This window comes from Ideonella sp. (genome assembly GCF_044358605.1).
GTDB lineage: Bacteria > Pseudomonadota > Gammaproteobacteria > Burkholderiales > Burkholderiaceae_C > Ideonella.
In genome coordinates this window covers 56,615-81,238 of the sequence record NZ_JBIKNQ010000003.1, presented here as the reverse complement: position 1 = coordinate 81,238, position 24,624 = coordinate 56,615, and the positions used below count along the sequence as shown (strand labels likewise).

Genomic DNA, 24,624 nt, shown 5'->3' with positions numbered 1-24,624 from the left:
GCCTTCAGCGGCGCAGGTCCTTTGCCCCCTTCAGTGTCAGGTCTTTTGGCCGAAGAACCCGTCAGCGGTCTGCGTGGCAGGCCGCCCTCAAGACGGGAGTGAACGATGAGCGCAGCCCACGAGCTGGCCAGCCGCTGTGCGGTGCTATTGATTGAAGACCAGGCGCTGGTGCGTGACCTGGCCGCCCAGACCTTGCGCATGCGCCTGGGCTGCACCGTGGAAGCCGCCGGCACGCTGGCCGAGGCCAAGAAGCTGATTGAGGCTCGGGGCGCTGACTCGCCTTACTTTGTGGCTGTGGCCGACCTGCACCTGCCCGACGCCGACGCAGGCAAGATCCTCTCGACCCTGATCGCCGCCGACATTCCTGCCATTGGCGTGACCGCCAGCTTTGACAAAGACTTGCGCGAATCGATGTTGCTGCGCGGGGCCGTGGATTACGTCATCAAAGACAACACCCAGGTCTTTCGCTATGTGGCCGACCAGATCCGCCGCCTGTGGTGCAACCGCGGCCAAGCTGCGCTGGTGGTGGACGACTCCGCCGCAGCCCGCCAACTGGTGAAGAACTGGCTGGAGCGTCAGCAGCTCACCGTGTACTTGGCGGCGGATGGCCAGGAAGCCCTAGAGGTGTTCAAGGAGCACCCTGAGATTTGCTTGGTGGTGACTGATTGCCACATGCCACGCATGGATGGCTTCGGCCTGGTCGGGCAGTTGCGCCGCAAGCATGACCGCGAACATCTGGCCATCGTGGGCGTCTCCTCCAGCGATGACAGCTCGCTCTCGGCCCGCTTCTTGAAGCTCGGTGCCAACGACTACCTGGGCAAGCCCTTCACCTATGAAGAACTCTGCGCCCGCGTGAACCAAAACATTGCCATGCTGGACAGCGTGGCCACGCTGCGCGAGCAGGCCACGCGCGACGCCCTAACCGGCCTGTTCAACCGCCGTCACTTCTATGACCAAGCGCCCCTGCATGCCCGCAGTGCGGCCCTGAACGGCCAAGTGCATGCCACGCTGATGCTGGACATCGACTTCTTTAAAAAGGTCAACGACACCCACGGCCACCCGGCGGGCGACGCGGTGATCCGCCACATGGCGCAACTGCTGGCCCGACACTTCAATGACGGCTTGGTGGCGCGGCTGGGCGGCGAGGAGTTTTCGGTGATGCTGACCACCACGCCCGACGAGGCCAAAGCCCGGGCAGAGGCCTTCAGGCAGGCGCTGGAAGAGTCTCCGACTGCCCACGACGGCCGGGTGCTGAGCTGCACCTGCAGTGTGGGCCTGTGCCTGACGCCCGGCCTGCCCGCACACGAACTGCTACAACGCGCCGACCTGCTGCTCTATGAAGCCAAGACGAGCGGCCGCAACCGGGTGTGCGCCAGCGAGGACTGACGCGCCCAGGCTCGGCACCCGGGCCGCAAAACTCAGACCCAAGCCGCTTTGTAATCGGCGGCGTACTGGGCCACGCTGCGCGGCGCTTGGCCGGTGATCAGCTGCACTGCGTCGGTCCTGCGCTCGGCGTAGCCGGCCTTGAAGTAGCCCAGGATGAGGAGCAGGAACTCCGCATAGTCGGCGGGCAGTCCGGCAGCCAAGAGGCCTTCACGCATCTGCTCGGGCGAGATGTCGGTGTAGCCAATGTCTTTGCCACTGGCCTGCGTCAGCACAGCGGCCACCTGCTGGTGGTCCAGCGCTTCGGGGCCGGTGAGGTCAAAGTCTTGCCCGTTGAAGCGGTCACTGACCAGCAACGCTGCGGCCACGGCCGCAATGTCACGGGCGTCGATGAAGCTGCCCTTGGCCTGACCCACAGGCAAGAGAATCTGGCCTTGGCTCAGGATGCCATGCAGCCAAAAGGAATTGAAGTTCTGCATGAACCAGTTGGGCCGGATGATGTTGTAAGCCAAGCCTGAGGCCTCGAGATGGCGTTCAGCCAAGCGCAGCGGAGCGGCCTCGTCCGCGTTGGCCCCCATCGCGCTCATGAGCACTACCTTGTGCAGGCCGCGGGCAGCGGCCGCGTCCACCAGCGGGTTCAGCAACAAGTCTTGCCGAGAGTGGCCGGGAGGCGCCAGAAAGAAGGCGCGATCGACCCCTTTGAATGCGGCGTCAATGCCATCGCCGGTCAATAGGTTCAGGTGAACCTGATCGGGCTCAGTGGGTGCGCGGCTGGTGGCTTTGCGCACGGTATGGCCGGCGCTGGCCAGCAGGCGAGAGAGCTCAGATCCGACGGTGCCACTGGCGCCGACGACGAGAATGGTGCTCATGGAGTTGCTCCTGTAAACATGACGATGAGGCCATTTTTAGTCCAGACGCATGTACTTTGAATGGCTAAAAATACATAATTCATGTCATTGAGTTCAATCGCGGCACTGCAATGAAAACCGACGCATTCGACTTGCTGACCGACTTGCTGAGCCAGGCGGGTGTGCGTCGTCGCCTGCTGGGGCAATGCTGCGTACCCGCTGGCGTGGCGCTGCGCTTTCCTTGCGAGAAGAGCATTGGCCTGCACGTGGTGACGCAAGGACAGGTGCACCTCCACGCCCCGGGCTTGGAGGCGCCGCTGGGCCTACGCGCCGGTGACCTGGTCGTGATGGGACGCGGCTGCGAGCACTTCTTGAGCCTGACGCCTATGGTTGCAGGACTGCCGGTGCAGACGATCGCTGCAGACAAACCGTCCATCAGCAACGAGCCAGGCATGACCACCGTGGTCAGCGGGGCCTACCAGTTGTGGAATGCGCCGCTGCACCCCTTTCTCAAAGAGATGCCCGCCTGGTTTGTATTGCGTGCCGATGAGTTGCCCAAGCTCGGACCTTTGGCCCTGACGGTCGGTTTGTTGCTTGACGAGTTGAGGGCTGGGCAGTTGGGTGCTGAGACCGTGCTGAACGGCTTGATGGACGTGGTGTTCACCTACTTGCTGCGTGAGATGCTTGCCCGGCAAGGCCCCACCGAGCAAGGTTGGGCAAACGCCGTGCGTGACCGACCGGTACGACGCGCACTGACGCTGATGCAAGACGACTTGGCTCGCGCCTGGACACTGGAATCGCTCGCATCGGAGATCGGGGTGTCGCGCACAGCGCTGGCGGAGCGTTTTCGCGAGGTGATGGGTGACACGCCGCTGTCCCACCTTCGGACGCTGCGTCTGCAAGCTGCCATGCGCCTGCTGGGCGGCACCGACAAAACCCTGGAGCAGGTGGCACAGGCCGTGGGTTACCAAGACGCCTTCAGCTTTAGCAAGGCGTTCAAGCGAGAGCTCGGCTTGTCGCCCAGAGAATTCCGTCGACAAGACGAGGCCGACCAGGCGCTGGCATACCGGTTTTGAATCGCTTCGGGGAGCGTCTGCACGATAAAACCCGCCCCGAAAGCAAAAAAGCCAGGTCGTGAAACCTGGCTCTTTGCTTTTGCGTTTGGAGCGGGATAAGAGGCTCGAACTCTCGACCTATACCTTGGCAAGGTATCGCTCTACCAACTGAGCTAATCCCGCATTTCTTTGGTGGCCTGGGGCGGAATCGAACCACCGACACGCGGATTTTCAATCCGCTGCTCTACCAACTGAGCTACCAGGCCACGAAAGACAGCTATTCTAGCACGACTTTTTGCGCTGTCTTGTTTGATGTGGCCGCTTGTGCAAATTCAGGCGCCGCTCAGTGCGAGCTGCCCCGCTTGTTGCGAGAGAGATCGACGCCCAATTGCTTGAGCTTGCGATAGAGGTGGGTGCGCTCCAGCCCGGTTTTCTCAGCCACGCGGGTCATGGAGCCGTTTTCGCGGGCGAGGTGAAATTCGAAGTAAGCCTTCTCGAACGCGTCGCGGGCTTCGCGCAGCGGGCGGTCCAGGTCAAAGCTTTGCTCGCTCTGGGGGCCCAAATCGACCGGCATGCTGGGCAAGCCCATGCCGCCGGTCATTGCGGATTCCACCGTCAGGTCGGCCTCCAGGCGCTGCCCGGGCAGCACATTGGCGCTGATGGGGCTGGCGCTGCCCAAGCCCCCGGGGGCGCGAGGCGGTGCCTTAGCCAAGCCCTGCTCCACCGCACGCAGCAGCTTTTGCAAGGTGATGGGTTTTTCCAGGAAGGCGGTAGCACCGTACTTGGTGGCTTCGACGGCCGTGTCGATGGTGCCGTGGCCGCTCATCATGATCACGGGCATGTTCAGCTGGCCGGTGGCCCCCCACTCTTTGAGCAAGGTGATGCCATCGACATCGGGCATCCAGATGTCCAGCAAGACCAGGTCGGGGCGGCTGCGCTCACGCGCGGCTCTGGCCTGCGTGGCGTTTTCTGCGATCTCGATCGCGTGGCCTTCGTCGGTGAGGATTTCCGACAAGAGGGCCCGGATGCCCATTTCGTCGTCGACTACAAGAATGGTTGCCATGAAGTCCCTTGCCTGTGGGGGTTAGCTGGTGCCAGACCCCGGAAGGTGTCCCTGCTCTGCTGTAAAACTCGAAAATGATAACGAAACCTGCGCACCACCGGCCAAAGCCTCGCTCCCGTCTGTGGGGGGCAGGTTGCCGACGCGAACGCGCGCACCGTGTTCATCCGCAATCTTCTTCACCACCGCCAGCCCCAGGCCCGTGCCTTTGCTCTTGGTGGTCACGTAAGGCTCAAAGGCGCGCTTGAGCACCTTCTCGCTGAATCCGGGCCCATTGTCCGTCACTTTGAGGCGAACCATTCGCGGGCGTCCATCGTCGAAGCGCGCCAGCTCGGTGCTGACCTGCACACGCGCGTCGCTGCGGCCCGACACGGCGTCCAAACCGTTCTGCACCAGGTTGTGGATGACCTGGCGCAACTGGGTCGGGTCGCCTTGGATTTGCGGCAGTGCTGGGTCACAACGCGCCTGCAATTGCCCCAGGTCTTGCTCGTTGCCATAGAGGGCCAGCACCTCGGCCACCAGGGCGTTCAGGTCAATGGCTGCCAGCCGCGCGGCCGGCAGGCGCGCATAGTCGCGGAACTCGTTGACCAACTGCTTCATGGCCTGCACTTGGTTGACGATGGTCGCCACCGAGCGGTTGAGCATGGCGGCGTCGGTGGCCTCCAGCTTGGCTTCAAGTTTGTGCTGCAGGCGCTCGGCCGAAAGTTGAATGGGCGTGAGCGGGTTCTTGATCTCGTGGGCCAAGCGGCGGGCCACCTCGCTCCAGGCGGCCGAGCGCTGAGCGGAGACCACCTCGGTGATGTCATCAAACACCATCAGCCGCGCGCCGCGTGGCAGGTCGGCCCCACGCACTAGCAGTGTCAGCACATCGTCATCGGCCCCCACCCGCAGCTCAAACGCGTCTTGCCAATGGTCGCGCTCGCCGTCTTCGGGGCTGGTTTGGTGGGTGTCAAAGCGCTGCCAGACAGCCTGGGCGAAGGCTTCCAAGGCAGGCACATCGCCCAAGCCACGGCCCACATAGGCGGACAGCGGTGCGCGCAGGATGCGGGTCGAGCCGGGGTTGACGGTGTCGATGTGCTTGTTGCGGTCGAACACAATCACACCGGCAGTCAGGTTGTCCAAAATGGTTTGGAGCCGGGTGCGAGCACTCTCCAACTGGCGCAATGAGGCCTCGGCCTGCTCGCGCGCGCTGCCCAACTGGCCGGTCATGTCGGCAAAACTGCGGGTCAGGCCGCCCAACTCGTCGCGCGAGGCAAACACCGGCTTCACGCTCAGGTCGCCCGCCGCCACTTGGCGCATGCCCTCAGCCAGCAGCAGCAGCGGCTTGGCCAACTGGTTGCCCAGGACCACCGCCAATAGCACCGCGCCAAACACCGACAGCACGAGTGAAAGCGTCAGCGTGCCGATGTACATGCGCCGCAGGCCGTCACGCGCCAAGATGCGCTGCTGATAATCGCGGTAAGCGGCTTGCACGATCAAGGCATCGCGAGCCAAGGCTTCAGGCAGGACCCGAACGGCCATCAAGAAACGCTCACCTTCGGGCACCAGGCTCAGGCTGTTGCTGGGCAAAGGCACCAAGACGCGGACCCGAGACACCACCTTGGGGCTGCCGCCCACTTCGTCTTCTAGGCCCTCGACCACCGTGGCCACCCGGCTGCTGCGGGCCTGGCGCAGCAGCAAGGTGGAGGGTCGCTCGGGCTCTGCATCGGTCTGCGTGCTGACTGTCACCAAGATCTGGCCCGAGGCCCCGACGATGGCCATCTCCTGGGCACCGAGATCCTCGCGCAGCCGCTCCAGCACCGCCAACTCGGGCTCGCTGCGGCTCCGCTCGCTCAAGCGCAGCGCAGCGCCGCGCGCTTTTTCGCCCATGTCGTCGGCCATGGCGTTCAAAGTGCCTTTGCCCAAGGCCAGGCCGGCATCCAAGGCACGGGCCACGCGCACATCGAACCAGGCCTCCACACTGCGCGAGACAAACTGGTAGCTCACGGTGTAGATCAAGGCGCCGGGCAGCACGCCCACCAGGGCAAAAATGCCCGCCAGCTTGATGAGCAAGCGGCTGCCAAACTTGCCCTGGCGCAGGCGCACCACCAAGCGGACGGCCGCCACAAGGATGACCACCAAGAGCAGTGTGGCCACCACCGCGTTGACCACAAACAGCCAGCCAATGTGGCGCTCATAGCGCTCTGGCCCTTGAGCCAAGAGCGACAGCAAGGCCGCCAAGACCAAGCCCAGCCCAGACGCCGCCAGCAGGGCAATGCCCCAACCCCAGCGCTTGGACGAGACTCTCATGTCAATAGTCGATCTTCAGCTTGCGCCCAATGGCCAGCCGCCAATCCGCCTGGGCGGCCAGGTCGAGCTGCATGGGGCGGGGCAATTGATCGGCGTCGAGCCGGTAACTGAACTCCACCTCGTAGCGCTCACCCAAGTCCAACTGCTCGGGGTCGGCAATCTTCCAGTCGGTGGCCCGGGTCACGGTGGCCAGGGCCTCGGTCAGACTGGGGAAGTTTTGGCTCAAGGCACCAAAGCTGACCCGCCAGGAAGAGGTCAGCGGCTGATACGACAGGCGCCAGGTGCGCGAGGCCCGGGTGATGCGCTCATTGCGCCAATACCAGCGCACCCGGTTAACCTGCGCTTCGGCCACAAAATAAACCGGCACGCCGCGCTGCAGCGCTTCTTCCACTGCTTTGGACAGCGCCGGCTTGGCCACAAAACTCAGCACCAGCGCGCCTTCTTGGCGCTCCAGGCTTAAGGTTGGTAGCTCCATGCTTTGCGCCTGTGCAGCCGCGCTGGGCAGCAGCAGGAACAGCGCCAGGCACCACGCACCCATGGCCGCTGCCAGACCACGCGCAGGGCGGGTCGTCACAGCCAGCAGGGCAGCGAGTCGGTTCACGTCAATGGCAGCAAAAGGGCAGACCGGCGGGGGTCAGACGGCACTTCAGGGTGAACGCTTGTGCAGCACCGCGTAGAAGAAACCGTCGGCTGCGGCGACAGCCGTCGCAGCCGCGCCATTGTCCGGCAGCGGCAGGCAATGGCCGGGAGAGTCCGGGTCCAGCCGGGCTTGATCCTGGGGGATGCGTTGCAAAAATGCGTCGATCTGGTGCTGGCCTTCTGCCTTGAAGAGGGAGCAGGTGGCGTACACCAAGCGCCCGCCGGGCTTGAGCAGGGGCCACAGCGCGTCCAGCAGTTCGGCCTGGGTGCGGGCCAGGGCGGTCACGTCCTCAGGCCGCCGCAGCCAGGCGATGTCGGGGTGGCGCCGCACAATGCCCGAGGCCGTGCAGGGCGCATCCAGCAGAACGGCGTCAAAGAGCTGGCCGTCCCACCAGGTGGCGACTTGGCGGGCATCAGCAGCCTTCAGTTCGGCGCTAGCACCCACGCGGTCCAGGGTTTGCTTCACCCGGGCCAAGCGGCCGGCGTCAGCGTCCAAGGCCAGCAGCTTCAGGTCGGGCGCCCGCTCCAGCAGGTGGGCGGTTTTGCCACCGGGGGCCGCGCAGGCGTCCAGCACGCGAGCGCCAGGGGGCAGGCCCGCGCCCAGCATCAGGCCGGCCGCGCGCTGGGCAGAGAGGTCTTGCACCGAGACATCGCCCTGCGCAAAACCGGGCAGGCGCTCCACCGGCCAGCCGCGTTCCAGCACCACCGCATCATCGAAGCCCGGCACGGCATGCGCCGCGATGCCGGCCTCAGCCAAGCGCGCCAGGTAGCTCTGCGGCGTGCCACGGCCACGATGCACCCGCAAAGCCATGGGCGGATGCAAGTGCGCTTGCAGCAGCAGGGGTTGCCACTGCTCGGGCCAATCGCGGCGCACCCGCTCTATCCACCACAGCGGGTGGTTCCAGGCCGCCACTGGGTCTTGCTGGGCCTTGGACACCCAGGCTTCACGCTCGCGCAAAAACCGCCGCAGCACGGCATTCACAAAGCTGGCGGCAGCGGGCATGCGCTTGCGCGCGGCGGTCACGGCTTGGTCCACCAGCGTGTGGTCCGGGTAGGGTGGGTGCTCATCCGGCCACAACAGGGCCAGCGCCGTGATCAGCAGCGCCTCGACATTGGGTGGTGGCTGGCGCGGCGCCAAGCCTGCGCGCACGGCCTGGGCCGAGCCCATGCGCCGCAGCACGGCAAAGCTCAAGGCCTGGGTGCCACCGCGTGCCGCTGGCGGCGCTTTGGCCAGCACATCGGTCAGCGAGCGGCCCGCGCGCACCGCTTGCACGGCGTCGCTGGTCAGCTCCAAAAGCCGCGACAAGGGCGGCGTGGCATGAGAGAGAGGGGAAGTGTTTGACGCATTCACCCGGCGAGTCTAGCCCCGCGCCCGCAAGGCCTTTGGCTTCTGCCCCACAATCGACCCTCGATCACGCTCGTCAGGAGCCCGGCATGGCCGACACCTCTCACTCGCCTTCCCGCCCTTCGGGCCTCATTTTGGATGAGGCCGATCTGGCCCAATTGCCCGCCTCCGAGCGCATCCGCTACCGCTTGGTGGGCGCGGACAAGCGCTATCACGCCAACGACAACATCTCCGCCTTTGTGCGCGACGGTGAGCTCACCGAGATCAAGGCCGAGGTCCAAGCCAAGATGGCTGAGGTGCTCAAGGCCCTGGTGATCGACACCGAGAGCGACCACAACACCCAAGAGACCGCCAAACGCGTGGCCAAAATGTTTGTGGAAGAGGTGTTCCGGGGGCGCTATCAGCCCATGCCCGCCGTCACCGAGTTCCCCAATATCTCGCGCCTGAACGAGCTGATGATCGTCGGCCCCATCACCGTGCGCAGCGCCTGCTCGCACCACATGTGCCCCATCATCGGCAAGCTCTGGATCGGCGTGCTGCCCAACGAGCACTCCAACCTGATCGGCCTGTCCAAGTACGCCCGCATTGCCGACTGGATCATGAGCCGCCCGCAGATCCAAGAAGAGGCCGTCATCATGCTGGCCGACACCTTGCTGGAACGCGTCAAGCCCGACGGTTTGGCCATCGTCATGGAAGCCGATCACTTCTGCATGGCCTGGCGCGGGGTGAAAGACAATGACTCCGCCATGACCAATAGCGTGATGCGCGGCGCCTTCCTCAAAGACGCCAACCTGCGTCGCGAGTTCCTGTCGCTACTGCCCAAGAAGTCCTGAAGGAGCCTCTCCATGCTGGTGCGTTTGATGTATTGCAGCCGAGCCACCTCGGCGATTGACACTGAAGAGTTGGTCGGCATCCTGCGCCAGTCGCGCACACAAAACCCGGAGCGCGGCATCACCGGCGTGCTGTGCCTCTCACGCGGCATCTTCATCCAGGTGCTCGAAGGCGGCCGGGCCTCGGTCAACGCGCTCTACAACAAGATCGCTTCCGACCCGCGCCATGCCGAGGTCACCTTGCTGGCCTACGAAGAAATCGCCGAGCGCCGCTTTGCCGGCTGGTCCATGGGCCAGGTGCAAACCAACCGGCTCAACCCCGCCATGCTGCTCAAGTACTCTGAAACCGCCACCCTCGACCCCTACGCCGTCTCGGGTGAGGCCACCGCCGCGCTCTTCGAAGAAATGATGGCCTCGGCGGCGATCATGGGGCAGAGCTAAGGCGTTTTGCCCTCTGTCGAGCCCGATTGGATCAGTCGCTCCATGCGCTGTTCTTTGAGTTGCCGCGCTTCCTCAGCCATGCGGGCGCGGTCTTGTTGCAAGGCTTCAGACGGGTTGACGGCAGGCAATTTGGGCGGCGCTACAGGCACTGGCGGCATCACCGTCAAAGGGGGCAGCTCAGCCGCTGTGGCACCACTGGCAGGCGCCCGGTCGCTGTAGATCACGCGGCCTTCCGCATCGGTGTGCCGAAACACCGGCGTGGGCTCGCTGCCCGTCCAGCCCCGCCACTGTGCAGCCACCCAAGCTTGGGCGTGGCCGAACTCCGTCGGGGCCCACCACCAAGCTGCGGCCAGCGCCAGCGTCAGGGCGAAAAGGGCTTTCCAGAGGCGGTTGGATCGCATGGCGTCACAGCGAGGCCGTGGGCCTGAAGCCAAAGGGGCGTTGCAGCAGCCGCGTCGGGAACTCCTGCACGGCGGCGTTATAGGCCGCTGCCGCATCGTTAAAGCTTTGGCGGGCATAGCTCATGCGCGGCACCAGCTCCACCAATTGGCGGATCAAGGGGCGCACGGCTTCGGCGCCTTCGAAGTCTCGGCGGTGCTCCAGCAGGGCTTGCAAGCGGGCCAGGGGCGAGGCCAATTCGCTCTCGGCCAACTGCCAGGCTTGCAGGGCGGCGGCCAAGTGCGGCTTGGCCCGCACCGCCCGCGCGGCCTGCTGTTGGCGCTCTTGCGCAGCGGCCAAGGCCGACAGCGTGGTGACCTCGTCCGCCAGGGGCTCGCGCACCAGCTCCAGCAATGAATCGAGGGCCGCCGCACGGCGCGCCAATTGCTCGTCGATCTGGCCCCAGGCCGCGCCAATGGCGCTGCGCAGCCGCGTCAGCCGGTTGTAGGCGCCGACCACCCAAAACAGCAGCACGGCCAACAGCACGGCCCGCACCAGCCAGGCCCAATTGGCAAAACCGCTGGCCGCCTCCAGGCCGTCGCCGCTCATGCGCCCGCCCCCCCGTGCTGCAGCCAATGGGCGTGGCCTGCGGCCCGCAACTGGCAGGCCGGGCATTCGCCGCAGCCATAGCCCCAGGCGTGGCGCGTGCCGCGCTCACCCAGGTAGCAGGTGTGGGTGTGCTCGGCGATCAGGGCGTTCAAGGCCTCGCCGCCCAGCTCATGCGCCAAGGCCCAGGTCTGGCCTTTGGTCAGGAACATCAGCGGGGTTTCCAGCGTCATGGGTGTGTCCAGCCCCAGGCTCAGGGCCACTTGCAAGGCCTTGAGTGTGTTGTCGCGGCAGTCGGGGTAGCCGGAGTAATCCGTCTCGCACATGCCGCCCACCAGCACGCTGGCGCCGCGCCGGTAAGCCAGCGTGGCAGCAAAGCTCAAGAACAGCAGGTTGCGGCCGGGCACAAAGGTGTTGGGCAGGCCGTTGGCTTCCAGCTCGATGGCGCGGTGTTCCGTCAGGGCGCAGGCGGAGATCTGGCCCAGCAGGCTCAAGTCCAGCACATGGTCTTCGCCCAGCTTGGGCGCCCACTGCGGAAACTGGCGCACCAGCTCTTGGCGCACGGTCAGGCGGCAGTCCAGCTCAATGCGGTGGCGCTGGCCGTAGTCAAAACCCAGGGTCTCAACCCGCGCAAAGCGCTGCAGGGCCCAAGCTAGGCAGACGGTGGAGTCTTGCCCGCCAGAGAACAGCACGAGCGCTGTGCGGTCTTTGGCGGCGCTCATTGCCGCACCTCGCCTTGGCCCAGAACCACCCACTTCATCGAGGTTAAACCCTCCAGACCGACCGGGCCGCGCGCGTGGAATTTGTCGGTGGAGATGCCGATCTCGGCGCCCAGGCCATATTCAAAACCATCGGCAAAGCGGGTCGAGGCGTTCACCATTACGCTGGCCGAATCGACCTCGCGCAAAAAGCGCATGGCGCTGGGGTGGTGGGTGGTCAAAATGGCATCGGTGTGGTGTGAGCCATAACGATTGATGTGAGCCATGGCTTCATCCAGGCTCTCCACCACCTTGATGCTGATGATGGGGGCCAAGTATTCCTCGCTCCAGTCGCTTTCTTGGGCGTCGGTGAGGTGCGCTCCCGGCACGCTGGCCAGCAGCGCACGCGCGGCGGGGCAGCAGCGCATCTCCACGCCCTTGGCCGCCAACACCGCGCCCATGCGCGGCAAAAACGCCGCCGCGCTGGCCGCATGCACCAGCAGCGACTCGGTGGCATTGCAAGGGCTGTACTTCTGGGTCTTGGCGTTCTCGGTCACCACCAAGGCTTGCTCCAGGTCCACTTGCGCGTCGATGTAGGTGTGGCAGTTGCCATCCAAGTGCTTGATGACCGGCACGCGCGCCTCCTTGGCAATACGCTCGATCAAGCCCTTGCCGCCGCGCGGGATGATCACATCCACAAATTCGGGCATGGCAATCAGTTGGCCCACGGCCGCGCGGTCGGTGGTCTGCACCAGTTGAACGGCGGCCTCGGGCAGCTCAGCCTCGCGCAAGGCTTGCTGCACCAACTGCCACAAGGCGACATTGCTGTGAAAGGCCTCGGAGCCGCCGCGCAAAATGCAGGCGTTGCCGCTCTTGATGGCCAAGGAGGCCGCCTCAATCGTCACGTTAGGGCGGCTTTCATAAATCATGCCGAATACGCCCAGCGGCACCCGCATCTGCCCCACGCTGATGCCGGTAGGGCGGCGCTTGACGCCGGTGATCTCGCCCACCGGGTCGGGCATGGCGGCCAGTTGCTCGCAGCCCTCGGCCACGGTGGCGATCACACTGGGGCTGAGCTTGAGGCGGTCCACCAGCGGCTCGGCCAAGCCGGCGGCATGGGCTGCGGTCAGGTCTTGGGCATTGGCCTGGGCCAGCGGGGTGCCTGCCTCACGCAGCAAGCGCGCCAGGTTCAGCAAGGCTTGGTTCTTGGCGCGCGTGGGCGCGGCGGCCATGGTGCGTGACGCCTCCCGGGCAGACGCCCCCAAATGGGCCATGTGGGCAGAGACATCCATCGCAGTCATGTTCGTCGCGCAAAAAAGTCAATTGAGGGGGCATTGTCCCAAATCGCGCACATCCTCGCGCCGCGGGTGCTCGCGACACCCTGCGGCACATGACATGCTGCACGTCGTCCCTTCTGCTTCTGCAGGCGTTAAGCCCGCACCTTCATCTTCGAGTGCCCCCTCCATGATCCTTGATGCCCGCCCCTTTCTCCTCGCCCTGTTCGCCGCCTTGGCGCTGAGCGCCTGCGACCAAGAGCGCGTCGCCAAGCTCGAAGAAGGTGTGGCCAGCGAGTCCGATGTGCGCCAGCAGTTTGGCGAGCCCACCCGCACCATTGAGCGGGCCGACGGCTCCAAAGTGTTGGAGTACCCGCGCCAGCCCGAGGGCACCACCAACTACGTCATCGAGATCGGCCCCGACGGCAAGATGAGCTCGCTGCGCCAACTGCTGCACCCGGCCAACTTTGCCAAGGTCCAGCCCGGCATGACAGACCTGGAGGTGCGCCAACTCTTAGGCCAGCCCGCCAAGACCCACCGCTTTGACCTCAAGCCCGACGAAACCATCTGGGACTGGCGCTTTCAAGACGGCCAAGAGCGCAAGGTCTTCAGCGTGACCTTTGGCAAGGATAAAACCGTGATCGCCACAGCCACCCAGGATGACCCGCGCGAGCGGGATGGTGGGCGCTGAAGCGGGGGGCTCAAGAGCGTAAGGGCTTAGGGCCCCAAAACCCATAACCACAGCGGCACCGCCACCACCAAGCTCAGCGTCGAGAGCACGATGGCCGCCGTGGTCTCCGCCTCCTGCGCGCGGTAGCGCTGGGCAAACAGCAGGGCGTTGGAGCCCACGGGCAAGGCAGCCATCATCACGCACACATTCAGCGGCAGGCCGCTCAAGCCAAACACATAGCGGCCCGCCAGCCACACCAGCAAGGGCTGGGCGATCATCTTCAGCAGCGTCAGGCCCACGGCATGGTGCAAGGGCCTGGGCAGGCCCAGATAGGCCAGGCTCATGCCGATCAGGGTCAGGCACAGCGGCACCACGGCCGCGCCCAAGAGCTTGAGCACTTCATCCATGGCCTCGGGGATGGGCCAGCCCGTCAGGTTCCAGGCCAGGCCCAGCAGCACGGGCAAGACGACCGGATGAATGAGGGTGTTGCGCAGCGTGCCGCGCAGCAGGCGCCACACGCTGGCGCGGCCTTGGGTGGCCGAGCCTTCGCGGGCGCGCTCCAGGGCCAGGTCGGCCTCGACCAACAAGGTGAGCATGGACAGCAGTACCAAGGCATGCAGGCTGACCAGGGTCAGGTGCAGCCCCAAGCCCGCCTCGCCAAACAAGGCGGCAGCCAAGGGGATGCCGATCTGCACCGAGTTGCCAAAGCTGACCGTGATGGCCCGCGTGGCCGGGGCGGCGACGGGCAAGCCGAAGCGCTCACGCCGCCAGCGCTGCCAGCCCCACACGGCCAGCATGATGGCCACGACCGGGATGAAATAGGCCGCGAGCATGTGCCAGGGCAAAGCCCCCAGGTCAATGCGCGCGGTGGTGCGGAACAGCAGCGCCGGGGCAAAGATGAAGAAGGCCGCATTGGCCAACACACGGGCCGGGTCGGCCTGCTCATCGCCCAGCCAACGCAGCCGCCCCACGGCCCAGCCCAGGCCCACCACGGCCACCATGGCCAGCAGCTTGTAGAACAGCGCCAGCGTCATGCGCTGGCGCCCTGCTTCTTCAGCCCACCCTCAAGCCTCACGCCTTGGCGGCCTTCTTCGCAGCTGCCTTCTTGGCGGGCACCTTGGCGGCGCGCGGCTCAAACTCAAAGCTGACCTTGCCTTCCTTCTTGTCAAAGGCCAGGAAGGCCTTGAACTTGCGGCGGGTCTTGTTGGAGACAAAGTTCTCCAGCAAATCGGTCTTGCCGGTCTCGAGCAGCTTGGCCAGTTGGGTGTGGTCCACCGGCTGGGTCAGGATGACCTTGCCCGTCTTGAAGTCGCAGCTCGGGCCGGGGCCTACGCTCTTTTCGCAGACGTAGTTGCTGCCGTGCTCGAACACGCTGTTGCCGCATTTGGGGCAGGCGCCCAAGGTGGTTTGGGCCGAGAAATCAACCGCTTCGCCTTCCTCGGCTTGCTTGGCGTCTTCGCCAAAATCAAACTCCAACTTCCACTGGCTTTCGACCTCGTCATGGGCCAGCTTCAGCTCGGCGGTGAAGGGCCAACCTGCTTTAGAGCGGAAGCCTTCCAGCGGGCCGATCTTTTTGTCGACCAAGAACTGCTCCACCTCATGCAGCTCAAAGCTGCGGCCCGCCGGGATCTTGGTGATGGAGAAGCCGCAGCCTTCTTCGGCGCCTGCGCTTCCGGTACACGTGAAGCGGCGATAGTTCTCTTTGACCACGCCGCCGCAGTTGGGGCACGGTGCCTTGAGCGTGGCGTAGTCTCCGGGAATGGTGTCGCGGTCGTATTCCTTGGCCTTTTTGACGATGCGCTCGGCCAAATCCCCAATCGCCTTCATGAACTGGTCGCGCGAGAGGCGGCCATGTTCCATCTCGGCCAACTGGTGCTCCCAGTTGCCGGTCAGCTCAGGCTTGGTCAGGTCTTCAATGTCCAGGCCGCGCAGCAGGGTCATGAGCTGGAAGGCCTTGGCCGTGGGCACCAGCTCGCGGCCTTCGCGCAGCATGTACTTTTCCAGGATCAGGCCTTCAATGGTGGCCGCGCGGGTGGCTGGCGTACCTAGGCCCTTCTCTTGCATCGCTGCCTTGAAGTCCTCATCGTCGATCAGCTTGCCCGCCCCTTCCATGGCCGACAGCAGCGTGGCTTCGGTGTAGCGCGCGGGCGGCTTGGTGGCCAGGGCGTTCAGGCTCACGCCTTCGTTACTCACGCTCTCGCCGGGCTGCACGGCTACCAGGTTGGCGTCTTCGTCTTGCGCCTCTTTGCCATACACCGCCAGCCAGCCGGGGTTGACCAGCACCTTGCCGTTGGTCTGAAAGTGGTGCTGGGTGCCGCTGGCCGCCACCTTGGTGATGCGGGTGGTGACCATGAACTCGGCCGAGGGGTAGAACACCGCAATGAAGCGCTTGACCACCAGGTCATAGAGCTTGGCCTCGATCTCGCTCAAGGCCTTGGGCGCTTGCAGCGTGGGGATGATGGCAAAGTGGTCCGAGACCTTGGCGTTATCGAACACCCGTTTGCTGGGCTTCACATAACCCGCCTTGAGCGCCTTGCTGGCATGTTGCGACAGGTCTTTGAGCGGCCCGGGCATGTCCTCGTGCGCCAGCATCTCGAAGGTCTGCTTGACGGTGCCCAGATAGTCCTCGGGCAGAGCGCGCGAGTCGGTTCTGGGGTAGGTCAGCACCTTGTGCTTTTCATACAGGGCCTGGGCCAGGCTCAGCGTGGTCTTGGCCGAGAAGCCAAAGCGCGAGTTGGCCTCGCGCTGCAGCGTGGTCAGGTCATAGAGCAAGGGGCTGGCCTGGGTGCTGGGCTTGGCTTCTTCGGTGACGACACCGGGCTGGCCCTTCACGGCCGCCGCAATGCCCTGGGCCTCGGCTTCGTTCCAGAGCCGGTCGGCACGGCGATCAGCGTCGTCGTTCTTCTTGAAGCTGGGGTCGAACCACTTGCCTTCGTACTCGCCAGCGGCGGCACCAAAGTCGGCCTTGATTTCCCAGTAGTTGCGGGCGACGTGCTTGCGGATTTTTTCTTCGCGCTCGACCACGATGGACAGCGTGGGGGTCTGGACCCGGCCCACGGTGGTCAAGAAGAAGCCGCCGTCGCGCGAGTTGAAAGCCGTCATGGCACGGGTGCCATTGATGCCCACCAGCCAGTCGGCCTCCGAGCGGCTGCGCGCGGCGTCAGCCAAGCCGCGCATTTGCTCGTCGCTGCGCAGCTTGTCAAAGCCATCGCGAATGGCCTGCGGCGTCATGCTCTGCAGCCACAGGCGGCGCACCGGCTTGCTCAAGGGGGTTTTGAGGTTGTCGGCGTATTGCACGATCAAGCGGAAGATCAGCTCCCCTTCGCGGCCCGCGTCGCAGGCGTTGATGAGTTCGGTCACGTCTTTGCGCTTGACCAGCTTGACCACCGCCGCCAGCCGGGTTTTGGCTTTGTCGATGGGGGCCAGGTCAAAGTGCGGCGGCACCACGGGCAGGTGGGCAAAGCTCCACTTGCCGCGCTTGACGTCATATTCCTCGGGCGCCTTGATCTCCACCAGGTGGCCAACCGCTGAAGTCACCACATAGCGGTCGTTCTCAAAATAGTCAGCGGCCTTCTCGAACTTACCCGCAACCGGGGTCAGCGCTCGCACGATGTCCTGCGCCACGCTGGGCTTCTCGGCAATGATCAGTGACTTGCTCATTCTTGTTCAATCGTTCTTCAGGTTGACCTTCGGGGGCACAAACAAAACGCCATGCCTACAATCGCGACTCTCGCGCGCTTACGCGCACGCGCTCGCAGGGGTGCACACGCACACGCACACGCACACGCGCGCGCCCATGCTTTCAATGTACCTAATGAAATCGTCCACGCAAGCCAAGACGCCCAAGGCCCCCGCCGCCCACTCCAACCCGCCCGTGCGGGCCAAGGGCGGCCGACGCATCCAGGTGCGCCGCAGTGGCGTGCATGGCAAGGGTGTGTTTGCCGCCACTACGCTGGAGCCCGGCGAGCGGCTGATTGAATACACAGGCCAGCGCATCTCCTGGCAAGAGGCCCTGGACCGTCACCCCCACGACCCCCTGCAGCCCGACCACACCTTCTACTTCCAGATCGAAGGCGGGCAGGTCATTGACGCCCTGTACGGTGGCAATGCCTCGCGCTGGATCAACCATGCCTGCGAGCCCAACTGCAAGGCGGAAGAAACCGAGGACGGCCGCGTCTTCATCCACGCCCTGCGGCCCATTGGCCCGGGCGAAGAGCTGTTTTACGACTACGGCTTGGTCATCGACGAGCGCTACACCCCGGCCCTGAAAAAGCGCTATGAATGCCGCTGCGGCTCGCCCGACTGCCGCCGCACCATGCTGGCGCCCAAGCGGGCCCCCAGAAAAGCCAAAGGCGGATGATGCGTGCTACCTCTCCTTCCTTGGCCAAATGGGGCACATTGGCCCTCTGGGACACCCTGTCCCCACTCCTGCCTGGGTTGAGCATAGAGGTGGTGGAGAGCATCGCGTCCACCAATGCCGAGTTGGTCGAGCGCCTGCGCGTGGTGGCCAGCAGTGGCCGCAACCGCCATGTGCGAGCCGATGATCTGAACCCTTGCTTGCTGGTGGCTGAGCAGCAAACCGAAGGCCGTGGCCGCCTGGGGCGCGCTTGGCAGTCTGCCGCTGGCGCTTCGCTGACCTTTTCTCTCTGCCTGCCGCTGCAGCGGGCCGATTGGTCTGGGCTGTCGCTGGTGGTGGGCTTGAGTGTGGCCGAAGCCTTGGACCCGGAGGCACAACACCTGGGCCTGAAGTGGCCCAATGACCTCTGGGTCAGTGACGGCAGCCACCGCAAGCTGGGCGGCATCCTGATCGAGGCCATCAGCGTGGGCACCAGCCGCGTGGCCGTGATCGGTGTGGGTTTGAACATCCAGCCCTTGGGGCAGAGCGTGGCCTCGCTGAGCGAGTTTCACCCCGGTGCTACCGCGCCCTGGGCCTTGAGCAAGCTCCTGCCCGTGTTGGTGCAACGCCTGCTGCGCTTTGAGCAGCATGGTTTTGCCGAGGCGGCTGAGGCCTTTGCGCAGCGCGATATTCTGCGCGGTCGCACCCTCACCACCACCGACCCGGCCTGCCCGCTGGGCCTGGCCGAGGGGGTGGACGTGGATGGTGCGCTGGTCTTGCGCGGCGATGCCGGAACACACCGCATCGTCAGCGGCGAAGTCAGCGTGCGCCCCGCGCAAGTGGCTTACTGAAGGGCGCCCAAGCATGCTGCGTGGCCTGGTCATTGCCTTGCTGATTGCCAACCTGGTGTTTTGGGCCTGGAAGCAGCCGTCTATCGCGCAGGCTTTGGGCCTGCCCCAACCCCAAGACCGAGAGCCTGAACGGCTGCTGCGCCAGATTCGTCCTGACACCATCCGGCTCGTGCCCCTGCCCCCGGCAGAGACTGCTTCCAGCGCAGCAGCGGCATCGGCCCCGGCCAGCGCCGTGGCTGCTAGCGCCACGCCTGAGAACGCCCCATTCGATGGTCAAGCTTGTTTAGAGGCCGGCCCACTCAGCCCGGCTCAGATTCCCCCTGCGACCAAAGCCTTGCAACAAGCCGGCGTGGCGCCTGGGGGCTGGGCAGAAATCCGGCGCGACATCCCGGGCCGTTGGGCGATTGCCATGGGGCGCTTTGAAACCCGCGAGCAACTTCAGCGCAAGCTCAGCGAGTTACAGCGCTTGCAGCTCAAAACCACCGAGGCCACAGGCGAACTGGCGCCTGGGCTGATCCTGGGAGAGTTCAGCAGCTCACAAGCCGCCCAAGAGCGCCTTGGCCAGCTCAAAGATCGGGGCGTGCGCACGGCCCGTGTGGTGAGCTTGGCCGAAGGTCGGGTGGAGGTGCGGTTGCGGGCCGATCAACTCAGCCCCACCGCCTTGAGCAAGCTACGTGCGACGGCGGCAGCTGACGCAGCGCTGCGTTGGCGCGCTTGCGAAGAGTAGGGCCAGCAGCCCCGCCGCCAGCGCGGGCCATGCCAAGGCCCCACCGCCCCCACTGATGGGCGTGGCCCCACCGGGTGGTGGCGCAGTGCCAGCGCTGGGCTCGCGGTCTGGACCCAAGGCCACGGCCTGCTGCAGCTCCGGCGTGTCCAACTCTACCCAAGACCATTGCGGCGCTTGGTAGGCCAAGCCGTTGGCCTTGGCGCGGGCGTAGCGCAGCGCCTGCTCGGTGTCCAATATGCCGGCGCCGCAGGTTTGGCTGCTGCACAAGCACCGGCCCGGGTTGGCGGCGCTACAGGCTTTCATGAGCCGCGAGCCCACATGCGGCCGGGCACTGAGCTGCACGCCCTCTATCAGCTCTTGGGCGGTGAGCTCAGGGTTCACCGCCAACATCAAAGCCAGCGTGCCGCTGACCATGGGCGCCGCAAAGCTGGTGCCCACCAAGCGGCCATAGCTGCCGGCTGCGGGGGCTTGCGCGCCCTCGTTGTGTAAGGTCAAGAGGCCGCCATCGGCCAAGAGCCGACCCCAGGTGCCTGCGGAGTCGTCCCCCCCCACTGTGGCTAAGCGTACCGATGCCCCGAAATTTGCATAGCTGGCCTTGAAGCCATCGCGGTTGAGGGCGGTTACTCCCATGACCTTGTCGCAGTTGGCTGGTCGGGCCGGCTCGCCATGCTGGTTGCCGGCCGCTGCCACCACCACCACGCCGCGTTGCCACAGCTCGTTCACCGCCGCCTGGTACTCGGCATGGCAGGCCGACGGGCCGCCAAAGCTGATGTTCACCACCCGGGCCGGGCTAGGGTTTGCTGGCGCCCAGGCCGCGCAGCCGGAGCCAGGGTCTTGGGCTTGCTGCCAGCGCTGGCAGACGGGCAGGCCAGCGGCCCAGCGCATACCGTCGATGATGTCGCGCACCGAAGCTCCGCACTTGCCTGCCACCCGCACCGGCAAGACTTTTCCTTGCCAGGTGAGTGCTGCCACCCCTTGGCCGTTCTGGGTGGCCGCAGCCACCACGCCCACTACACCCGTACCGTGCCAGGTGCTGGCGCTGAGGGCGCAACTGGCGTAGCGCGCCGGGTCTTGGGCCTGGTCGTCGGCGCTGACCCAATCACCCGGGTCGCTGGGGTCGGCGTCGCGGCCATCGCCATCGTTGGCAAAGCCTCGGCCCAAGCGAGCATCCCAGTCTGAGACAAAGTCGTAGCCGGGCAGCAGGCGCTGCGCGGCCAAATCCGGGTGGGTGGTGATGCCGGTGTCCAACACCGCCACCACGTCTTGGCTGCGGCCTGTGGAGAGGGACCAGGCCGTTTGCACCCCCGGCACGCCCCGGCGGCGGTCGGCCATCGGAACGCTGTTGCTGCCAGAGACGGCCTGCAGCCACCACTGGCCATTGGCGCCCAGAAACCACGGGTCATTCGGCACCACGGCTTGCTGCAAGGGCTCACGCACCTCTTCCTCGACCCAGGCCACCTCGGGGCGGGCTGCCAACTGGGCCTTCCAGTGGGCGGCCTGGGCTTGGGTGAGCGGGTTAGGGGGCACCAAGAGCTGCGACGCCGCGCCGACAGGCTCCAGGCGCCAGTCGCCCAGGCCCTGCAAGCCTGTGCCTTGCACCACAGCCTGCCAACGCTGGCTCAGGCGCTGACGCTTAGCCATCTCTGCTGCCCGTGCGGTTACGCGCAGTGGCGCCACCTGCTGAGTGGGGGCCTCATGCAGGCGAATGATCAGGCCGTGAACCACAGCAGGCGCGGCGGGGCGCTCAGCCGCCATCACGCTGGCGGTCAAGCCGGCCGTCAAAAGGCCGCGCAGGGCGGCGGACAACACAGTCATGCGTTCGGGTCCAGCAAAGGCCAGCACCCGACGCTGCGGATGCCGTGAAGAAGAGTCTTCACGACTTATCGACCAGTGGCCTCCAAACCAAAGGCCTAGGTGCCCCTGATGCTGTGCTCAACGCAAGACCGTCACGCGCTGCGGCGGCGGCCGAGCAGGGCGGCGCAACACGCCAACAGCAAGAGCCACAGCGGGCTGGTGGACCCACCGCCACTCGACTCCAGCACAGGCTGAGGTCCGGGCGCTGCGGCAATGTTCAAGGTTTGGCTGCTGACATGGGTGGTGCCCAAATCGTCCGTCACCGTCAGTTGCACCGTCACCGCGCCAGACGCGACCGGACTGAGCGTGGCCGTCACCGCATTGGTGGCGCCACTGAAGTTGGCCAGGGTGCCCCCTGCGGTGATGGCCCACTGGTACGCCGTGAGCGTGCGCCCAGCTGCGGCTGTGCTGGACTGGCCGTTCAAAGCCACATTCACCCCGACGGTGAGGCTGGCTGGTGAGTAACTGAACGAAGAGGTGGGGGCGGCACCCGACATGGCGGCTACAGCAGCAGCGGCATTCAACATGCCTGCACCGCAAGTGGTGGAGGTGCAATAGCACTCGCTCTCTTGGGCCACGCCGCTGGGCGCTTGGCAGGCCGACACGCCTGCCCCTGCGCCACTGCTGGGGAAAGCACGTGCGCTGGACCGCAGTGCGGCGATGATCTGGGCGGGGGTGGCATCAGGCTTGATGGCCTGCATCAGCGACACGGTGGCCGACACCAAAGGCGCGGCAAAACTGGTGCCCACCGAATAGTTGCTGCCATTGGAGTAACTCGGTACAGACGGCGAGGTGGCACCGGTGTCGGTGGTGGTGATCAAGGAATACAAGCAGGGGCCTGTATCTTGGCCGCAATTGCCCGCCGGGGCGCCCAAGGTCACCTCGGGGCCCAAGTTGGAGTAACCCACTTTGGTGCCTGCATGGCGCACGCCCGCCACGCTCACCACGCCCGCGCAGTTGGCTGGAGCGCCGACGGCCAAGCCCTCATTGCCCGCGGCCACCACCACGGTCGCCTTCGCCGCTGTGAGCTGTGCAATCGCCTCGGTATAGGCTGCGCCGCAAGCGCCTGTGCTGCCCAGGCTGAGGTTGACCACCTTGGCCGGATAGCTGTTGCTGGGTGTGCCGGGCACGGCCAAGCCAGCAGCCCACTTCATGCCCGCGATGATTTCGGAGTCATAGCCGCCGCACTTGCCCAGCACCCGCACCGGCAGAATCTTGGCATCCCAACCGGCACCAGCCATCCCGATGCCATTGTTGGTAGACGCGCCAATCAGACCCGCCACTTGGGTGCCGTGCCAGGAGCTGTCCGAGGCCTCACAGCCGTCAAACCGGGTGGTGGCGGCCTCGGCCGCCGTGATCCAGTCACCTGGGTCCGCCGGGTCGGCGTCTGCCAAATCGCCGTCATTGGCGAAGGCCAGCGCGTCGGCGGTGCTGTACCCCGCCGCTGGTGCGCTGAACCCCACGAAGTCATAGCCCGGCAGGATCTTGCCCTGCAAGTCTGGGTGATTCGGGCGTATGCCCGTGTCCAGCACCGCCACGACCAAATTGCCACCGCCCTTGGTGCGGTCCCAAGCGGCCTGTGCATTGATGGCCGACACAAACGTGCTGTCAGGAGCGCGCAAGTACCACTGACCCACCACGGGCGTGGTGGTGGTCAGGCCATTGGGGAAAAACTGGTCATTGGGCACAGCGCGCACAAAGCGGCGGCGGTCTTCCACCACCCATTCCACGTCCGGGTGTTTCGCCAAGGCCTGCACCAGGGCGGTGCTGCTCAAGCCTTGAGCCATCAGGACCTGGGACCGTTCACTCAAGGCGCGGCCGTCTTGCAGGCTGAGCCCTAAGCGCAGGCCCAGGGCCCGCGCCTGTTGTGGGCCGACCTTGGCGGAGTAAGCCGAGGCTCTCAGGGCGGCACCAGCGCGGTATTTGACGATGACGCGACCTTCGGCCTCAGCCACTCGTTTGGGCGCCGGCAAGGGGCCAGGCTCGCCAGCGTGCAAAGGGCTGGACAGCAAGCCCAAGCTGAGGACGGACAGCGCCCCCAGAACAGCCAAAAATCGACGTTGTGCCCGTTTGGCGTGCGTTGTCGCAGGTGCGTGCATCCCGGTCTCGCTCGAAAATCTAAAAGATGAAGTCTAGGCTGAGCCTAAAGACCACGTCACGAGGCTTCGTGACGCATTGCAAGATTCTGCCCAGCGCAAACTCATCGAAAGCAAGAAAAAGGGCGCCCCGTTCGCACCGGGCGCCCCTTTCTGGCTCTCACCCTCAGTTTCGAGGGTGGTCAGCGATCACTTGGCGATGACGCGTGCCATCTCCAGGCACTTGTTCGAGTAACCCCACTCGTTGTCGTACCAGGACACGACCTTCACAAAGGTTTTGTCCAGCGCGATACCGGCTTCGGCGTCGAACACCGAGGTGCAGCTCTCGCCACGGAAGTCGGTGGCCACCACCTTGTCTTCGGTGTAACCCAGCACGCCCTTCATGGCGCCTTCAGAGGCCGCCTTCATGGCCGCGCAGATCTCTGCGTAGGACGCATCCTTCTCCAGCTCGACCGTCAGGTCCACCACCGACACGTCGGAGGTGGGCACGCGGAAGGCCATGCCGGTCAGCTTCTTGTTCAGCTCAGGGATCACCACGCCCACGGCCTTGGCTGCGCCAGTGCTGCTGGGGATGATGTTTTCCAGGATGCCACGGCCGCCGCGCCAGTCCTTGTTGCTCGGGCCGTCCACGGTCTTTTGCGTGGCGGTGGCCGCGTGCACGGTGGTCATCAGGCCGCGCTTGATGCCCCAGGTGTCGTTCAACACCTTGGCCACCGGGGCCAAGCAGTTGGTGGTGCACGAAGCGTTGGAGATGATGGCCTGACCGGCGTAGCTGGCATGGTTCACGCCATAGACGAACATCGGGGTGTCGTCCTTGGAAGGCGCCGACAGAATGACCTTCTTGGCGCCCGCCTTCAGGTGGGCTTCGGCGGTTTCCTTGGTCAGGAACAGGCCGGTGGACTCGATCACGATGTCCGCGCCCACGTCGCCCCAGGCCAGTTCGGCCGGGTTCTTCACGGCGGTCAAGCGGATCTTCTTGCCGTTGACGATCAGGTTGCTGCCGTCGACCGAGACTTCACCCTTGAAGCGGCCATGCACGCTGTCGTACTTGAGCATGTAAGCCAGGTAATCCGGCTCCAGCAGGTCGTTGATGCCGACGACTTCGATGTCATTGGCGAAGTTCTGCACCGCAGCGCGAAACACCATGCGGCCGATGCGGCCAAAACCGTTGATACCAATCTTGATGGTCATGTCAAAGCTCCTCGTTGAATTGAACGTAAACACTGAAAACCAAAAGGGCAGAC

At 65.2% G+C, this 24,624-nt stretch carries 22 protein-coding genes and 2 tRNA genes; 8 read left to right on the top strand and 16 right to left on the bottom strand.

All coding sequences use genetic code 11. The features are described 5' to 3' along the window. Nucleotides 1-105 precede the first annotated feature (105 nt). Nucleotides 106-1,386 (top strand): diguanylate cyclase, encoded by a 1,281-nt coding sequence (locus ACIQ3Q_RS01950; protein WP_396267282.1) that lies wholly within the window; start codon nucleotides 106-108, stop codon nucleotides 1,384-1,386. 32 nt (nucleotides 1,387-1,418) lie between these two features. On the opposite strand, the gene ACIQ3Q_RS01945 is transcribed toward ACIQ3Q_RS01950, so the two are convergent. Further along, nucleotides 1,419-2,252, bottom strand: a complete 834-nt coding sequence (locus ACIQ3Q_RS01945; protein ID WP_396267281.1) for an NAD(P)H-binding protein — start codon at nucleotides 2,250-2,252, stop codon at nucleotides 1,419-1,421. Between the two features lie 110 nt (nucleotides 2,253-2,362). On the opposite strand from ACIQ3Q_RS01945, the gene ACIQ3Q_RS01940 reads away from it, so the two are divergent. Further along, nucleotides 2,363-3,307 carry a cupin domain-containing protein gene (locus ACIQ3Q_RS01940; protein WP_396267280.1) on the top strand — a complete coding sequence of 315 codons (945 nt, stop codon included), beginning with the start codon at nucleotides 2,363-2,365 and terminating at the stop codon, nucleotides 3,305-3,307. Nucleotides 3,308-3,393: 86 nt separating this feature from the next. Here ACIQ3Q_RS01940 and ACIQ3Q_RS01935 read toward each other — a convergent pair. The 6 genes from ACIQ3Q_RS01935 to rsmB all read right to left on the bottom strand — a co-directional run bounded on the left by ACIQ3Q_RS01935 (nucleotide 3,394) and on the right by rsmB (nucleotide 8,580). After that, nucleotides 3,394-3,469, bottom strand: a tRNA-Gly gene (locus ACIQ3Q_RS01935). Nucleotides 3,470-3,476: 7 nt separating this feature from the next. Next, nucleotides 3,477-3,552 (bottom strand) — tRNA-Phe (locus tag ACIQ3Q_RS01930). A 77-nt stretch (nucleotides 3,553-3,629) separates the two neighbouring features. Beyond that, nucleotides 3,630-4,349 (bottom strand): response regulator, encoded by a 720-nt coding sequence (locus ACIQ3Q_RS01925; RefSeq protein WP_396267279.1) that lies wholly within the window; start codon nucleotides 4,347-4,349, stop codon nucleotides 3,630-3,632. 21 nt (nucleotides 4,350-4,370) lie between these two features. Further along, nucleotides 4,371-6,635 (bottom strand): ATP-binding protein, encoded by a 2,265-nt coding sequence (locus tag ACIQ3Q_RS01920; RefSeq protein ID WP_396267278.1) that lies wholly within the window; start codon nucleotides 6,633-6,635, stop codon nucleotides 4,371-4,373. 1 nt (nucleotide 6,636) lies between these two features. Beyond that, nucleotides 6,637-7,236, bottom strand: a complete 600-nt coding sequence (locus tag ACIQ3Q_RS01915) for a DUF4390 domain-containing protein (protein ID WP_396267277.1) — start codon at nucleotides 7,234-7,236, stop codon at nucleotides 6,637-6,639. A gap of 45 nt (nucleotides 7,237-7,281) precedes the next feature. Then, complete coding sequence (gene rsmB, locus ACIQ3Q_RS01910; protein WP_396267276.1) at nucleotides 7,282-8,580, bottom strand: 16S rRNA (cytosine(967)-C(5))-methyltransferase RsmB; 1,299 nt, start codon at nucleotides 8,578-8,580, stop codon at nucleotides 7,282-7,284. Between the two features lie 128 nt (nucleotides 8,581-8,708). Here rsmB and folE point away from each other — a divergent pair, with 128 nt between their 5' ends. Continuing rightward, entirely contained in the window at nucleotides 8,709-9,452 is a 744-nt protein-coding gene (folE, locus tag ACIQ3Q_RS01905) for a GTP cyclohydrolase I (RefSeq protein ID WP_396267275.1), read from the top strand. 12 nt (nucleotides 9,453-9,464) lie between these two features. Beyond that, nucleotides 9,465-9,890 carry a BLUF domain-containing protein gene (locus ACIQ3Q_RS01900; protein ID WP_396267273.1) on the top strand — a complete coding sequence of 142 codons (426 nt, stop codon included), beginning with the start codon at nucleotides 9,465-9,467 and terminating at the stop codon, nucleotides 9,888-9,890. Here the strand turns inward: ACIQ3Q_RS01900 and ACIQ3Q_RS01895 are convergent. Genes ACIQ3Q_RS01895 through ACIQ3Q_RS01880 form a run of 4 tightly spaced genes read right to left on the bottom strand, consistent with a single transcriptional unit; the run spans nucleotide 9,887 to nucleotide 12,873 of the window. After that, nucleotides 9,887-10,291: a hypothetical protein gene (locus ACIQ3Q_RS01895; protein WP_396267271.1), complete on the bottom strand. Its 405-nt coding sequence runs from the start codon at nucleotides 10,289-10,291 to the stop codon at nucleotides 9,887-9,889. The two genes, ACIQ3Q_RS01900 and ACIQ3Q_RS01895, sit on opposite strands and share 4 nt — an antisense overlap. 4 nt (nucleotides 10,292-10,295) lie before the next feature. Continuing rightward, nucleotides 10,296-10,877 carry a LemA family protein gene (locus ACIQ3Q_RS01890; RefSeq protein ID WP_396267270.1) on the bottom strand — a complete coding sequence of 194 codons (582 nt, stop codon included), beginning with the start codon at nucleotides 10,875-10,877 and terminating at the stop codon, nucleotides 10,296-10,298. Then, nucleotides 10,874-11,596 (bottom strand): 7-cyano-7-deazaguanine synthase QueC, encoded by a 723-nt coding sequence (gene queC / locus ACIQ3Q_RS01885; RefSeq protein WP_396267269.1) that lies wholly within the window; start codon nucleotides 11,594-11,596, stop codon nucleotides 10,874-10,876. Before queC ends, ACIQ3Q_RS01890 begins: the two co-directional genes overlap by 4 nt. Next, complete coding sequence (locus ACIQ3Q_RS01880; RefSeq protein ID WP_396267268.1) at nucleotides 11,593-12,873, bottom strand: glutamate-5-semialdehyde dehydrogenase; 1,281 nt, start codon at nucleotides 12,871-12,873, stop codon at nucleotides 11,593-11,595. Before ACIQ3Q_RS01880 ends, queC begins: the two co-directional genes overlap by 4 nt. Nucleotides 12,874-13,036: 163 nt before the next feature. On the opposite strand from ACIQ3Q_RS01880, the gene bamE reads away from it, so the two are divergent. Continuing rightward, the gene (bamE, locus tag ACIQ3Q_RS01875; RefSeq protein ID WP_396267267.1) at nucleotides 13,037-13,537 is read left to right on the top strand and encodes an outer membrane protein assembly factor BamE; all 501 of its coding nucleotides are present in this window, start codon (nucleotides 13,037-13,039) and stop codon (nucleotides 13,535-13,537) included. A gap of 26 nt (nucleotides 13,538-13,563) precedes the next feature. Here the strand turns inward: bamE and ACIQ3Q_RS01870 are convergent, their stop codons facing one another. Both ACIQ3Q_RS01870 and ACIQ3Q_RS01865 read right to left on the bottom strand, forming a co-directional pair. Continuing rightward, complete coding sequence (locus ACIQ3Q_RS01870; protein WP_396267266.1) at nucleotides 13,564-14,550, bottom strand: AEC family transporter; 987 nt, start codon at nucleotides 14,548-14,550, stop codon at nucleotides 13,564-13,566. A 37-nt stretch (nucleotides 14,551-14,587) separates the two neighbouring features. Beyond that, nucleotides 14,588-17,176: a DNA topoisomerase III gene (locus ACIQ3Q_RS01865; protein ID WP_396267265.1), complete on the bottom strand. Its 2,589-nt coding sequence runs from the start codon at nucleotides 17,174-17,176 to the stop codon at nucleotides 14,588-14,590. A gap of 154 nt (nucleotides 17,177-17,330) precedes the next feature. Between ACIQ3Q_RS01865 and ACIQ3Q_RS01860 the strand changes: the two genes are divergently transcribed. The 3 genes from ACIQ3Q_RS01860 to ACIQ3Q_RS01850 are packed head-to-tail and all read left to right on the top strand — an operon-like array spanning nucleotide 17,331 to nucleotide 19,430. Continuing rightward, nucleotides 17,331-17,876: an SET domain-containing protein gene (locus ACIQ3Q_RS01860; RefSeq protein ID WP_396267264.1), complete on the top strand. Its 546-nt coding sequence runs from the start codon at nucleotides 17,331-17,333 to the stop codon at nucleotides 17,874-17,876. Further along, nucleotides 17,876-18,703 (top strand): biotin--[acetyl-CoA-carboxylase] ligase, encoded by an 828-nt coding sequence (locus ACIQ3Q_RS01855; protein ID WP_396267263.1) that lies wholly within the window; start codon nucleotides 17,876-17,878, stop codon nucleotides 18,701-18,703. Before ACIQ3Q_RS01860 ends, ACIQ3Q_RS01855 begins: the two co-directional genes overlap by 1 nt. A gap of 13 nt (nucleotides 18,704-18,716) precedes the next feature. After that, nucleotides 18,717-19,430 (top strand): SPOR domain-containing protein, encoded by a 714-nt coding sequence (locus ACIQ3Q_RS01850; RefSeq protein ID WP_396267260.1) that lies wholly within the window; start codon nucleotides 18,717-18,719, stop codon nucleotides 19,428-19,430. On the opposite strand, the gene ACIQ3Q_RS01845 is transcribed toward ACIQ3Q_RS01850, so the two are convergent. The 3 genes from ACIQ3Q_RS01845 to gap form a co-directional block, all read right to left on the bottom strand. Next, complete coding sequence (locus ACIQ3Q_RS01845; protein ID WP_396267259.1) at nucleotides 19,374-21,245, bottom strand: S8 family peptidase; 1,872 nt, start codon at nucleotides 21,243-21,245, stop codon at nucleotides 19,374-19,376. The genes ACIQ3Q_RS01850 and ACIQ3Q_RS01845 overlap by 57 nt on opposite strands. 131 nt (nucleotides 21,246-21,376) lie before the next feature. Then, a complete protein-coding gene (locus ACIQ3Q_RS01840; RefSeq protein WP_396267258.1) occupies nucleotides 21,377-23,383 on the bottom strand; it encodes a S8 family serine peptidase in 2,007 nt (668 codons plus the stop codon). Nucleotides 23,384-23,569: 186 nt separating this feature from the next. Beyond that, nucleotides 23,570-24,571: a type I glyceraldehyde-3-phosphate dehydrogenase gene (gene gap, locus ACIQ3Q_RS01835; RefSeq protein WP_396267257.1), complete on the bottom strand. Its 1,002-nt coding sequence runs from the start codon at nucleotides 24,569-24,571 to the stop codon at nucleotides 23,570-23,572. Nucleotides 24,572-24,624 lie beyond the last annotated feature (53 nt).

Coding starts and splice junctions, on each gene's coding strand:
- ACIQ3Q_RS01865 (WP_396267265.1), bottom strand. CDS start 17,176: ATGAGCAAGTCACTGATCATTGCCGAGAAGCCCAGCGTGGCGCAGGAC.
- ACIQ3Q_RS01940 (WP_396267280.1), top strand. CDS start 2,363: ATGAAAACCGACGCATTCGACTTGCTGACCGACTTGCTGAGCCAGGCG.
- bamE (WP_396267267.1), top strand. CDS start 13,037: ATGATCCTTGATGCCCGCCCCTTTCTCCTCGCCCTGTTCGCCGCCTTG.
- ACIQ3Q_RS01850 (WP_396267260.1), top strand. CDS start 18,717: ATGCTGCGTGGCCTGGTCATTGCCTTGCTGATTGCCAACCTGGTGTTT.
- ACIQ3Q_RS01950 (WP_396267282.1), top strand. CDS start 106: ATGAGCGCAGCCCACGAGCTGGCCAGCCGCTGTGCGGTGCTATTGATT.
- ACIQ3Q_RS01890 (WP_396267270.1), bottom strand. CDS start 10,877: ATGAGCGGCGACGGCCTGGAGGCGGCCAGCGGTTTTGCCAATTGGGCC.
- ACIQ3Q_RS01840 (WP_396267258.1), bottom strand. CDS start 23,383: ATGCACGCACCTGCGACAACGCACGCCAAACGGGCACAACGTCGATTT.
- ACIQ3Q_RS01920 (WP_396267278.1), bottom strand. CDS start 6,635: ATGAGAGTCTCGTCCAAGCGCTGGGGTTGGGGCATTGCCCTGCTGGCG.
- ACIQ3Q_RS01880 (WP_396267268.1), bottom strand. CDS start 12,873: ATGACTGCGATGGATGTCTCTGCCCACATGGCCCATTTGGGGGCGTCT.
- ACIQ3Q_RS01870 (WP_396267266.1), bottom strand. CDS start 14,550: ATGACGCTGGCGCTGTTCTACAAGCTGCTGGCCATGGTGGCCGTGGTG.
- ACIQ3Q_RS01845 (WP_396267259.1), bottom strand. CDS start 21,245: ATGACTGTGTTGTCCGCCGCCCTGCGCGGCCTTTTGACGGCCGGCTTG.
- ACIQ3Q_RS01945 (WP_396267281.1), bottom strand. CDS start 2,252: ATGAGCACCATTCTCGTCGTCGGCGCCAGTGGCACCGTCGGATCTGAG.
- ACIQ3Q_RS01900 (WP_396267273.1), top strand. CDS start 9,465: ATGCTGGTGCGTTTGATGTATTGCAGCCGAGCCACCTCGGCGATTGAC.
- folE (WP_396267275.1), top strand. CDS start 8,709: ATGGCCGACACCTCTCACTCGCCTTCCCGCCCTTCGGGCCTCATTTTG.
- queC (WP_396267269.1), bottom strand. CDS start 11,596: ATGAGCGCCGCCAAAGACCGCACAGCGCTCGTGCTGTTCTCTGGCGGG.
- ACIQ3Q_RS01860 (WP_396267264.1), top strand. CDS start 17,331: ATGAAATCGTCCACGCAAGCCAAGACGCCCAAGGCCCCCGCCGCCCAC.
- ACIQ3Q_RS01925 (WP_396267279.1), bottom strand. CDS start 4,349: ATGGCAACCATTCTTGTAGTCGACGACGAAATGGGCATCCGGGCCCTC.
- ACIQ3Q_RS01895 (WP_396267271.1), bottom strand. CDS start 10,291: ATGCGATCCAACCGCCTCTGGAAAGCCCTTTTCGCCCTGACGCTGGCG.
- ACIQ3Q_RS01855 (WP_396267263.1), top strand. CDS start 17,876: ATGCGTGCTACCTCTCCTTCCTTGGCCAAATGGGGCACATTGGCCCTC.
- gap (WP_396267257.1), bottom strand. CDS start 24,571: ATGACCATCAAGATTGGTATCAACGGTTTTGGCCGCATCGGCCGCATG.